The following is a 12,112-nucleotide window of genomic DNA, read 5'->3' as shown; positions in this document are numbered from 1 at the left end:
AAATAACAGACCCTGCACAGACCTTTTTCAATAAATAAACAAATTTTAAGGGAACTGCTCTATCAGCTGTTCCCTTTTAATTAAACTCTATTTTTTCTTTATCCATGTATTCCAAAAGAACGGCTGACAGAAATTAGCGTATCCTTTGAGTGAATTGTTTGCAATATGCATTCTGCTGTATTCAACAGTTTTTATATACGGCAGTGTTTCCCATGTTTTATCATAGAATTCTTTGACTATCTCAAACCTTTTTTTCTTATCTGTTTCTATCATCATCCTCTCAAATATCTTATCCATAGCACGGGAATCATCGTCATCCCAGTTTGAGATCCATGCATTTGTTCCTGTCCATGCTCCTTCAACCTGAGGATCTGGACAAGTCATATAAAAATACGAAAGATGCAAATTCCAGCCTTCTTTCTTCGAACGTCTTTCAACAACTGTAGGTCTGTCAAAAAGCTCGATTTTAATATTGAATCCTGCCTTTTCAAGCTGCTCTTTTAGGGCTATTGCTCCGTATTTTTCAACTTTATTATCCTGTCCGCTGACTATCACTATAGGTGTGCCGTCATAACCGGATTTTTTTAAAAGGTCTTTGGCCTTTTGAAGATCATAGTTGTTATATACCCCTGCTCCTGAATTTTCTTCATACCATACTGTTCCTTTAGGATATATACACCCGTCTACACTCCAAAAATTTTCATTCCCTATCATTGTCCTTCCAAGTTCTTCCATGTCTATTGCAGCAACAAGAGCTCTCCTTGCATATATATTATTAAATGGAGGAATACCGCAGTTTATTATCAGCATTTCCATCCCGTCTGGTTTAACTATTACAGGTTCTACATTGGGATCATCTACAAGTATTTTATATTGATCCTGGGGAACTTCTTCAGCAAACTGAAATTCTCCAGTTTGAACCCCGGCAATTCTCGTAGCCTGCTCAGAAACTGATTTTATTATTATTTTATCTGCGTAGGCTATCCTCTTACCAGCAAGACCTGATACTGGTTTATCACTGGGCACATAGTCCACAAATTTTTCTAATCTAACCTCCTGGTCCGGAATCCATTTTATAAATTTATAAGGACCTGTTCCTATGTGTTCCCTCATTACATTATCACCGTATTTTTCTATAAGTTCCTTTGGTCTTATAACAAGTTTTTGATTTGAAACATGGGATCCTAAAATACTGATGAAGGGAGCATAAGCTCTCTTAAAAACAAATTTCAGTTCATAGGGGCCAGTTATTTCCAGTTTGTCAAAATAAGGAGCAATCATATTCCCTGCATCATTATTTTTTAACCATCTGTTAAATGAAAATTTTACATCCTCAGAGGTCATCTCCTTTCCATTATGAAATAATACTCCTCTTCTAAGTTTAATTGTATAAACTTTACCATTTTCTTCGATCTCATAGCTCTCAGCTAGATAAGGCTGAGGTTCAAAATTTGCATCAAATTCAAATAGACCTTCATAAATATGATTCATTATTGAAGATATTGCCCAATCCGTAGATTTATCGCTGTCAAGATGAGGAGGTGTCATTTTCTGTGCCACCACTATGGTCCCGCCAAATTTGTTGTTTTTAACCGAGTCCTGCTTTTCATTTTCCCCGTCTTTTTCTGTAGAACATGCCACAAAAATTGCAGCAATAATAATTGTTAAAACAAAATTTAAAATTGTTTTAATTTTTTTGTTTTTCATTTTCCCCCCCTATTTATTTTTTTCTTAATATTTGTAACTGAACTTTCGCCATGGTGCACACCTTAAATAAGAATTATATCTTAATATTATTATGAGCTTTGTAAGCGCGAAATATCAATTTATAACTGATCGTAAAAACTTTAGATTAAATTTTTAAAATTTATCCGCCAAATGACAGGCTGTGAAATGATCTTTTTTGTTTATTTGTAATTCCGGTTCTATCTTTTTACATATTTCTTCAGCATGAATACATCTCATATGAAATCTGCACCCTTTAGGAATATTTAAAGAGCTGGGCATATCCCCCTTTAATATTATTCTTTCTTTATATCCGGATCGGCAATTGGAATTGCAGAAATTAAGGCTTGGGTATAGGGATGCCTGGGTTCATTAAAAATATTTTCTGTAGAAGTAACCTCTACTATTTTCCCTAAATACATAACGCCTACCCTGTCGCTTATATGTTTTACAACTGAAAGATCATGAGATATAAACATATAAGTCAGACCCAGTTCATCTTTCAAATCATTCAATAGATTTATTATCTGACTTTGTATAGATACATCCAAAGCAGAAACCGCCTCATCACATATGACCAACTTTGGTTTTAATATCAAGGCTCTGGCAATACATATCCTCTGTCTCTGTCCCCCGGAAAATTCATGGGGATATTTTTTTAGATGATATTTATCTAGTCCAACTAGCTGGGTGATCTCTTCTACCTTCCTGTTTATTTCATGAATATCTTTCATCCCGTGGAGCCCGAGAGGTTCCCCTATGAGTTCTCCCACTTTCATTCTGGGATTCAAAGATGCAAAGGGGTCCTGAAACACTACCTGCATATCTCTTCTCATATCTCTCATTTCTGTTTTTGAAAGGGATAGAAGTTCTTTCCCGTCAAAATAAATTTTTCCTGAATCCGCATCTAAAAGTCGGAGTATAACCCTTCCTAAAGTGGATTTCCCACATCCGGATTCTCCTACTATCCCAAGAATTTCACCTTTTTTTATGTCAAAAGTCACACCATCCAGTGCTCTCACTTTTTTATTTGTTTTAAAAAATAATCCTTCCGAGGCTAAAAAACATTTAGAAACATTTTCTACCTTAAGCAGAGTATTCATTGTTGACCTCCTCAATATATTCCTGTGCTTCCATCCAGCAGCTCAGAGATCGGTCTCCCATATTCAAAAGGGGCGGTTCTGAATCTTTACATATTTCTTTTGCAAATTCACACCTGGGACTAAATCGGCATCCTTTGGGAAGTTCTGTAGGTTTTGGGACAACTCCCTCTATTGTATTTAATCTTTTATTACCCCCATTTAAGGATGGCATCGATGAAAGAAGTCCTTTGGTATAGGGATGCTTAGGATCTTTGAAAATCTCTTTTACCCCTGCCGACTCCACCACCTTCCCTGCATACATAACTATAACTTTTTCTGCCATTTCAGCTACTACACCTAAATCGTGAGTTATTAAAAGCATAGAAGTCCCAATTTCATTTTTCAGATTTTTTATAAGATCAAGAATTTGTGCCTGTACAGTCACATCCAAGGCTGTTGTAGGCTCATCTGCAATTATCAATTTTGGTCTGCAGGCCAAAGCCATTGCTATTATGACCCTCTGCCTCATCCCCCCAGACATTTGATGTGGGTATTGTTTTGCCCTTTCTTCTGGAGAAGGTATACCGACTATTCTAAGTAATTCAACTGCTTTTTTAATCCCTTCTTTTCTCTTCATTCCCTGATGAAGCTCAAATACCTCACTGAGCTGTCTGCCAATTGTATATACTGGATTTAAAGATGTCATCGGTTCTTGGAATATCATAGATATCTCATTGCCTCTAATGTTTCTCATTTCTTTTTTTGATTTTTCAAATAAATTGCTTCCTTCAAATATTATTTCCCCGCCTACTATCTTTCCTGGAGGAGATGGAATGCACCCCAATATGCTCAAGGCAGTTATACTCTTTCCGCTTCCTGATTCTCCCACTATGGCAACAGTTTCTCCTTTTTTCACACAAAAACTGATGTCATCTACTGCAGGTATTACCTCCTGATTTTTATAAAAATAGGTTTTCAAATTTTTTATCTCCAATAACTTGTCCATTTTTCTCCCTTCATTTCTACGAACTTTCTTAAAATAAAATATTCAGCAGCATAAAAACTGCCATTATTCCCAGCATGGTGCAGATAACAATGGGAGCTATTATTGAAAATGCCGCTGCTGCAAGGACGACAACGTCCTTCAGCTCTGTATCATTTTTATTTTTTCCGTTATTTACACTTTTAGTCTCATCTTTCACATTTATCTCCTTTTGATTTTCTAAAATTATAGATATTCCATAGATCTACACCTTGAGTCTCGGATCCAAATAGTCTCTCAGTCCGTCTCCTAAAAGGTTAAGTCCCAAAACAGTAACCATTATTGCTGTTCCAGGGAATATCATTCCCCAAGGTGCTACACCCATGAAAGATCTTCCTTCGGTAATCATCCCACCCCAGCTTGGATGAGGTGGTTCTATTCCCAGCCCTAAAAAACTCAGAGCTGCCTCATCTAATATTGCTACGGCAAAAGTAAATGTAGCCTGTACTATTATTGGTGATAATGAATTAAGCAGTATATATTTTAAAAGTATATGCCCGTCTTTAGCTCCTGAAGATTTGGCAGATTCTACACATTCCCACTCTTTCCCGGTAAGAACACAACCCCTTACAACCCTTGCCATCTGAGGAAAATAAGCAAATGAAAGTGCCAATATTATATTTAATTTACCGGCTCCCCAAACAGCTGCTAAAATTATGGCAATTATTATTCCTGGAAATGCCATAAATCCATCTAAAATTCTCATGATTAAATTATCTATTTTATTGTAATATCCCGCTGCTAACCCTATTAATCCCCCTATGATTGTACTGATTATTACCACTGAAATCCCAACCTGCATAGATGTCCTTGCCCCATAAAGCAATCGGCTCATAATATCCCTTCCAAAATGATCGGTTCCCATGGGATGTACCAATGAAGGGGGCAGAAGTCTAGACTTTCCGTTTAGTTCCAAAGGATTAAATTTTGTCAGGAGGGGAGCTGCCAAGGCAATAAAAAAAACTACTGCAATTACTACTCCTCCTATGGCTATATAAGGATGTTTTCTAACTGTTAAAATCATTTGTTTTATATCTTTCTCCAATGTTAACACTCCTTTTTATTTATATTTAATCTTTGGATTTAAAAATGCATAACTCACATCTACCATTATATTTATAATTACATAGACCAAAGCTATAAATATCATACATCCCTGTATAACAGGGTAGTCCCTCTTCATTATAGAATTAATAGCGAGACTCCCTGTTCCCGGTATGTTAAAAACAGTTTCTATAACCCATGTCCCTCCTAAAAGTACAGCCAGACTAAATCCTATAACTGTTACAACTGGTATCATGGCATTTTTTAAAGCGTGCCTTATGATCACAAATTTTTCTGCTACTCCCTTTGCCATGGCAGTTCTTATGTAATCTTGTCTGAGTACATCCAACATTGCACTCCTTGTCATCCTGGCTATTATCCCCCCCTGCATAAATCCAAGAGTTAATCCCGGCAGAACAAGATATTTTATGACTCCTATTCCCGACTCTTCTATAGGAACATAACCCTGTACAGGAAACCAGTGAAGTCTAACAGAAAATAAATATATAAGCATAATAGAGAGCCAAAAACTAGGTATTGAAACTCCTGCCAGAGATATCCCTATTGCTGACTGGTCCATCCAGCTTCTATGTTTAACTGCTGCTATCACGCCAAGGGGTATCCCTATCAAAAGTCCTATACTCTCTCCCACAAGAGCAAGCATAAATGTAGGTTCCAGCCTTGAAAAAATAGCCGTTGAAACTTTTTCATATAAAAATAAGGATTCTCCCAGATCTCCTCTTATTATTCTTGAAAACCACTCTCCAAACTGTGTAAAAAATGGCCGATCATATCCAAGGTGATGTTTCATGGCAGATACCTGTTTTTCCGTTGCAAAATCACCCATCATCATTCTTACAGGATCCCCAGGCATTATGTGGGTAATCAAAAAAGATAGAATCATTACCACAGCTATTACTGGTATAAGCATGAATAGCCTTTTCATTATGTATCTAATCATTGTTCTATACTCCTTATATTTTTTTAGTTTTACAATAATTTTTAGTTCCTGATATTATTTAATTTATCTATAATTTTAAAAAATAGCACAACAAAAAAAGGAGCGTCCTCCGTCTCTATAATTGATAATTTTTCATCTAAAAAAGCCCCCATGACTAGTGGCATTAAAATATGATCCCTTTGGGATTTGATTCGTAAAAAGTTGAAATTTATTTAAAAATAAAATGATCTATGCTGAAAAAAGAATAGGTGCAGTTTTAAAACTACAGGAAAAGAAAGATATTAATTTATCTAAACTAGTTTTATTCATGTTATCCATTTGCAGTAGATCTCGTGACTTCCACCGGAAGTTTTAATCAATTGTCACTTTCATTGAAAAAATTTCATGTTTCCTCCTGAATTGTATTTTATTAGTTAATTTTGTCTTATCTTACAACATACCGACAGATCCTGTCAATAGTGAATTAAGTTTTTTTTAAGGAAATATTCCATTAATTTTATTTTTTCATCATCTTGAATCACACCATTCAACAAATTCATTTTAATATCTAAGCAAAATAAATTAAATTAATATTGTACCTTTAAATCAAAATAAGATAGAATAAAACTAAATTACAAATTAAATGAAAAGGTGGGGAAAAATTATGATTTATTTTGATAACGCTGCAACTACACTGCCAAAACCAAAGGCTGTGGGAGAAGCCATGGTTGAGGCACTGAATAGTTTTGGGAATCCAAGCAGGGGAGGACACGAATATTCTCTTCGTTCATCCAGGGTGCTCTATGAAACAAGGGAATTATTAGCCAAACTCATAGGTGCAGAAGATCCGTTGAATATAGCATTTACAGGGAACTCAACTATGTCTCTGAATATGGCAATCTTGGGGTTAGGTCTCTCAGAGGGAGATGAAATTATCACCACAACTCTGGAGCATAACTCGGTACTCCGTCCAATATATAAATTAAAAAAAGATGGGGTCAAGGTAAAATTTATTGGTTCAGATAAGATTGGAAATATAAACTATGATGAATTAGAAAAAAATATCAATGAAAATACCAAGGCAGTTATAGTCACTCATGCCTCTAACTTAACAGGAAACCTGGTGGATATAGACAGGATAGGAAAGACAACTCATAAGCACAACCTTATCTTTATTGTAGACGGGTCACAGAGTCTGGGAGTATTTCCTGTGGATGTAGTGAAGAATAATATAGACATCCTGTGTTTTACAGGACATAAGGGGCTCATGGGTCCTACAGGGGTAGGAGGAATATATGTATCTCCTAAGGTAGACCTGAATCCATACCTTGTAGGAGGGAGCGGTTCCCATTCATTTTCAGAGGAGCATCCCAAAACTATGCCCGATAAATTAGAAGCCGGTACACCCAATATCCATGGGATAGCAGGACTAAATGCCAGTTTGAAATATATCTTTAACACAGGGATGGATACAATCCGTGAAAAAGAACTGTCTCTGGCCAAGGTTTTTTATGAAGGAATAAAAGATCTGCCAAAGGTAAAAATATACGGGGATTTCACTACTTTTTATCGTTCTCCCATTGTGACTATAAATTTAGAAGGAATTCCATCCAGCGATCTTTCCGAAGTTTTATCCTATGAATATGGGATAGCCACAAGACCTGGAATCCATTGTGCTCCATTGATGCACAATGATTTTAAAACCAATGAAGATGGGATGGTAAGGTTTAGTTTTTCCCACCAGAATACCATGGAGGAGATCTTAAAAACAATCGAGATCTTAAAGGAGCTCTCTGAATCTATATAGAACTTCCTCTTTCTGATTCTCCGATATCGCGAATATTAAAATAAATGATACTAAATTATTTATTTTAAATGCGATCATAAAGAAGGCGAAAGTAGGAGCTAAAGAAGTAAATTAGTAAATAAAAAAATCCCCCCTGGAAATTCCGGGGGGGGATTAAATTTTTAGTTCTCTTCTGCGAATACGTCTTTACCCATTCCACATGGAGGACAGATCCATTCTTCAGGTAAGCTGTCAAAACTAGTTCCTGCTTCTATTCCATTTTCTACATCTCCAACTTTTGGATCATAAACATATCCGCATATTTCGCATACATAATTTTTCATAATTTTTACCGCCTTATATTAGTTTTATTTTTATAGCGTTTACAAAAAGAATCTTATCAAATCTGACCCGCTAAGTCAAGATAAGTTTTTTTTAAATAAACTCCTCTATTATTGACTCCTAGACTATGTTAATGATAAGATTGTTTTAGATTAAATATTTAACGCATTTATAGCAAAATAGGAGGTAGTCAGATGTATGAAAATATTGTTCAATTAATAGGAAACACTCCAATGGTTAAATTAAAAAAAGAAAAAGGCCTGGCTGATATATATGTAAAGTTAGAAAAGTTTAATCCCAGCGGATCTATAAAGGATCGGGCAGCGCACCAAATGATAATAGATGCTCAGACAGATGGTAAATTAAAAAAGGGAGACATTATTTTAGAACCTACCAGCGGGAATACAGGAGTAGCTTTAGCTATGATTGGAAAAGCCATGGGATATGAAGTAACTTTGGTTATGCCTTCCAGTATGAGTCAGGAAAGAAAGGATATAATAAGTTCTTATGGGGCAAATCTGGTATTGACCGAGCCCACAAAGGGTATGACAGGAGCTATCAATAAAGCCTATGAGATGGCAGAGGCCGACAGCAGATACTATATTCCAAATCAATTTGAAAATAAATCTAATATAAAAGCACACTATATTTCTACCGGGATAGAGATATACGATGAACTTCCGGGGATAGATGGTTTTGTAGCAGGGGTAGGAACTGGCGGAACCCTTGGGGGTACGGGAAAATACCTGAAGGAATGTGATAAAAATATAAAAATTGTGGCAGTGGAACCGTCTAAATCCCCTGTTTTGTCTGGTGGAACCGGCGGAGCTCATAAGATCCAGGGAATCGGGGCAGGATTTATCCCCCAGATATTAGACACATCCATCATCGATGAAGTTATTACCATAGATGATGAAACAGCTTATGAGATGACCAGGAACGTATTGGACAGTGATGGTCTTTACTTAGGAATCTCCAGCGGGTCAAATATTGCCGCTGCTAAAATATTGGCTAAAAAATTAGGAGAGGGCAAAATTGTGGTAACAGTAGCTCCAGATGGCGGGGAAAAGTACATCTCCACAGGAGTATTTACAAAAACAGTCTAGTAAAGTAAACCTTAGCTTATTTCTCTTGACATCTCAACAGAAATACATTAGTATATAAGCAAATAATTATATAGCGTATGGAGGAATAATGTTTAAAAATTTAAAATATGATATAAAAAATATAAGAAGTATCGATCCTGCTGCAAAATCAAATATAGAGGTTCTCTTCCTCTACCCGTCTATCCATGCCATCTTTATCCACAGGATCGCCCATGGATTATTTAAAAGAAAATTTTTCTTTTTATCCAGATTATTATCTCAAATTGCCAGATTCATTACAGGGATAGAGATCCATCCCGGAGCAACTATAGGCAGGGGACTCTTTATAGATCATGGAATGGGTGTAGTTATAGGAGAAACTGCTATAGTCGGGAATAATGTTACTATCTACCACCAGGTTACCCTGGGAGGAACAGGTAAAGATTCCGGGAAAAGACATCCAACTATTGAAGATAATGTAATAATTGGTGCCGGAGCAAAGGTTCTGGGAAATATTACCATTGCCAGGGGAACTAAGATCGGAGGAAATACCGTAGTTTTAAAGGACAGTTATGAAAACTCTACCGTTGTAGGAGTAGCCGGGACTATGAAATGCAACGGAAAATCCTGCACCATATCTCAATGCGGAATAAAAGAGGAAAAAAATTAAAATTATTTTACATATTATAATTATTTCATATCAACTTTTAACCTCTGTTATGTTATAATAAGGGGAAGGAAGGTGAATTTTTTGAAAACCAATATATACGATGATATGAATAAAAATGAATTAAGTTATAAGGAATTATTAGAAAAAAATAACTATATCTTAATAGATGTAAGAACTCCCAAGGAATACCAGGAATCGACTATCCCAGGAGCCATTAATATACCGGTATTACTGGATGAAGAGAGAGTAATGGTGGGAACTGCATATAAAAAAGAATCCCAGGAAAAAGCTAAGCAGCTGGGTATAGAAGCTATCTCTAAAAGGTTGGGAGATATCACCAAGCAGATAAGTGAACTCTCAAAAAAATGCGATAATATCATATTCTTCTGTGCCAGAGGGGGGATGAGAAGCGGGTCTATGACTTCATTTTTCAAATCCATGGGATATAAAACTGCCAGACTGAGCGGGGGATATAAATCTTATAGAGCTTTCATTATAGAAGATCTTGAAAATATAGTCCAGGGAGTGACACTGATAACTCTCCATGGAAAAACAGGTACGGGAAAGACAAAAATTTTGAATGAATTGCAGAACAAAGGTGTTGAAACTATCGACCTAGAGGGAATGGCAAAGAACAGAGGTTCCCACTTCGGGCATATAGGGATACCCCAGGACAGAAGCCAGAAAACTTTTGAATCTCTGTTATATGATGCTGTTAAACACAGGAAAAATAATGTGATAGTGATAGAAGGGGAAAGCAGAAAGATAGGTCCTATTCATATCCCGGATCCATTTTGGGATACAATGAAGGAGGGAGTGAAAATTTTAGTAGAAGCTCCTACAGAGATGAGACTCGACATCATCATGGATGATTACACCGGGATCGATGAGTTGAAAGGGAATTTATTGGAAGTTGCAGAAAAATTAAAAAGATATATGGATGGCAGTGCCCACAGTAAATTTATCGATTTAGTAGAACACGGTGAAATCAGGGAAGCTGCCCGTCAAATGATGATAGAATACTATGACCCTATGTACAACAAAAGTTTAAACAAACATAACTACCACGAAAAAGTTATGATTGAAAGTATTGAAGACGGGATCATAAAATTAAAGGAAGTATTTAAAAAGCATATGTAAAAAAATCTATTGGGAGTTTAATGAATCTATTAAACTCCTAATTTTTATTACAAAAATAGGGATGATCTCTCATCCCTAAAATTTATTACTTATTTAATTTTACCTTCATTAACAGGTCTCCTACCTTTACATCCCCTGTAGCTACTACCTTTAACTCAGCAACTTCATCCATATTAGATATGATTATTGGAGTTTTTGTAGATTTTGCATTTTCTGTAATATATTCAAGATCGTATTTTACCAATTCATCCCCAGCTTTTACATCTCCAGGAGTAACCAGTCTCTCAAACCCTTGTCCATCTAATTTTACTGTATCTATTCCAAAATGTACTATCATCTCTAATCCGCATTCAAGATCAAAACTAACTGCGTGATTAGTATCGAAGATATCGATCTCAGCATCAGCTATAGCATGAACAGATCCTTCTGTAGGATCTATAGCACATCCGTCCCCTATCATTTTTTGAGCAAATGCTTCATCAGGTACCTCTGATAAGTCGATAACTCTACCATTTAACGGTGAGTATATTTCAATATAATCTTCCTCTTTATTTTTTTTTAAAAAATCAAATAATCCCATTTTAAATCCTCCTATATATAATCCTTCTCAGCACGATAATTATACTATATTTTTACCATTTTTTAAAGATTAAAAAGTTTTAAACTTTAATCATAAAGACGTAATATCTAACCATTTATTGTATCCTTAAACTAAAAGATCAGAAGCTAAATTTTCACTTATTTCTTTACCCTTTAAAAGTTCCACTAATTTCAACCCAAATGCCATAGCCGTACCTGGTCCCCTGGACGTTATAAAATTCCCGTCTACGATCACGTCTAAATCATCCCTATAGGCAGCTCCAAACAGTTGTGACTCCACACCTGGGTAACAGGTGGCCTGCCTGTCTTCTAAAAATCCCATCTTTCCAATTATAAGGGGTGCGGCACAGATGGCCCCTATATATTTACTCTCCAGATCAAAATCTATAATCTGTTTCTTCAGTATTTTCGATGAATCTAAATTTAACGTTCCCGGCATCCCACCTGGCAGGACCATCATATCATAGTTCTCATGACTTATCTCCTCTATCAGAATGTCAGCTATCACCTTTATATTGTGAGCTCCCGCTACCTGTAAATTTCCTCCCACAGCAACTAAATCAACTTCAATCTCTGCTCTTCTCAAAATATCCGCTGTAGTCAGCGCCTCTATCTCCTCAAATCCTTCAGCTAAATACACTGCTGCTTTTTTCATC

12 protein-coding genes and 1 pseudogene are annotated in these 12,112 nt (G+C 36.1%); 4 read left to right on the top strand and 9 right to left on the bottom strand.

Annotated elements, in window-relative coordinates; all coding sequences use genetic code 11:
- Window positions 1-87 precede the first annotated feature (87 nt).
- From DYH56_RS04125 to DYH56_RS04105, 6 genes and pseudogenes are all read right to left on the bottom strand, one after another.
- On the bottom strand, window positions 88-1,707 hold the full coding sequence (locus DYH56_RS04125) for an ABC transporter substrate-binding protein (protein ID WP_114641595.1): 1,620 nt from the start codon (window positions 1,705-1,707) through the stop codon (window positions 88-90).
- A 153-nt stretch (window positions 1,708-1,860) separates the two neighbouring features.
- Window positions 1,861-2,828 (bottom strand): annotated as a pseudogene (locus DYH56_RS04120) (ABC transporter ATP-binding protein).
- A complete protein-coding gene (locus DYH56_RS04115) occupies window positions 2,812-3,813 on the bottom strand; it encodes an ABC transporter ATP-binding protein (RefSeq protein WP_114641594.1) in 1,002 nt (333 codons plus the stop codon). Before DYH56_RS04115 ends, DYH56_RS04120 begins: the two are co-directional and overlap by 17 nt.
- Window positions 3,814-3,841: 28 nt before the next feature.
- The gene (locus DYH56_RS15870; RefSeq protein ID WP_158539046.1) at window positions 3,842-4,009 is read right to left on the bottom strand and encodes a hypothetical protein; all 168 of its coding nucleotides are present in this window, start codon (window positions 4,007-4,009) and stop codon (window positions 3,842-3,844) included.
- 45 nt (window positions 4,010-4,054) lie between these two features.
- Window positions 4,055-4,894 carry an ABC transporter permease gene (locus tag DYH56_RS04110; RefSeq protein WP_199532971.1) on the bottom strand — a complete coding sequence of 280 codons (840 nt, stop codon included), beginning with the start codon at window positions 4,892-4,894 and terminating at the stop codon, window positions 4,055-4,057.
- Window positions 4,895-4,909: 15 nt separating this feature from the next.
- Complete coding sequence (locus tag DYH56_RS04105) at window positions 4,910-5,854, bottom strand: ABC transporter permease (RefSeq protein ID WP_114641593.1); 945 nt, start codon at window positions 5,852-5,854, stop codon at window positions 4,910-4,912.
- A 643-nt stretch (window positions 5,855-6,497) separates the two neighbouring features.
- Here DYH56_RS04105 and DYH56_RS04100 point away from each other — a divergent pair.
- On the top strand, window positions 6,498-7,640 hold the full coding sequence (locus DYH56_RS04100; protein ID WP_114641592.1) for an aminotransferase class V-fold PLP-dependent enzyme: 1,143 nt from the start codon (window positions 6,498-6,500) through the stop codon (window positions 7,638-7,640).
- A 161-nt stretch (window positions 7,641-7,801) separates the two neighbouring features.
- Here the strand turns inward: DYH56_RS04100 and DYH56_RS04095 are convergent, their stop codons facing one another.
- Window positions 7,802-7,963 (bottom strand): rubredoxin, encoded by a 162-nt coding sequence (locus tag DYH56_RS04095; protein ID WP_114641591.1) that lies wholly within the window; start codon window positions 7,961-7,963, stop codon window positions 7,802-7,804.
- 192 nt (window positions 7,964-8,155) lie between these two features.
- On the opposite strand from DYH56_RS04095, the gene cysK reads away from it, so the two are divergent.
- The 3 genes from cysK to mnmH all read left to right on the top strand — a co-directional run bounded on the left by cysK (window position 8,156) and on the right by mnmH (window position 10,856).
- Window positions 8,156-9,067: a cysteine synthase A gene (cysK, locus tag DYH56_RS04090; RefSeq protein ID WP_114641590.1), complete on the top strand. Its 912-nt coding sequence runs from the start codon at window positions 8,156-8,158 to the stop codon at window positions 9,065-9,067.
- 88 nt (window positions 9,068-9,155) lie between these two features.
- A complete protein-coding gene (epsC, locus tag DYH56_RS04085; RefSeq protein ID WP_114641589.1) occupies window positions 9,156-9,716 on the top strand; it encodes a serine O-acetyltransferase EpsC in 561 nt (186 codons plus the stop codon).
- Between the two features lie 72 nt (window positions 9,717-9,788).
- Window positions 9,789-10,856: a tRNA 2-selenouridine(34) synthase MnmH gene (gene mnmH / locus DYH56_RS04080; RefSeq protein ID WP_114641588.1), complete on the top strand. Its 1,068-nt coding sequence runs from the start codon at window positions 9,789-9,791 to the stop codon at window positions 10,854-10,856.
- A gap of 85 nt (window positions 10,857-10,941) precedes the next feature.
- On the opposite strand, the gene DYH56_RS04075 is transcribed toward mnmH, so the two are convergent.
- Both DYH56_RS04075 and DYH56_RS04070 read right to left on the bottom strand, forming a co-directional pair.
- Entirely contained in the window at window positions 10,942-11,436 is a 495-nt protein-coding gene (locus tag DYH56_RS04075) for a PTS sugar transporter subunit IIA (RefSeq protein ID WP_114641587.1), read from the bottom strand.
- Between the two features lie 126 nt (window positions 11,437-11,562).
- Entirely contained in the window at window positions 11,563-12,111 is a 549-nt protein-coding gene (locus DYH56_RS04070; RefSeq protein ID WP_114641586.1) for a DJ-1 family glyoxalase III, read from the bottom strand.
- Window position 12,112 lies beyond the last annotated feature (1 nt).

Source organism: Psychrilyobacter piezotolerans (genome assembly GCF_003391055.1).
GTDB lineage: Bacteria > Fusobacteriota > Fusobacteriia > Fusobacteriales > Fusobacteriaceae > Psychrilyobacter > Psychrilyobacter piezotolerans.
Note: the sequence above shows the minus strand (reverse complement) of the source record. Positions and strands in the feature narration are given on the sequence as shown.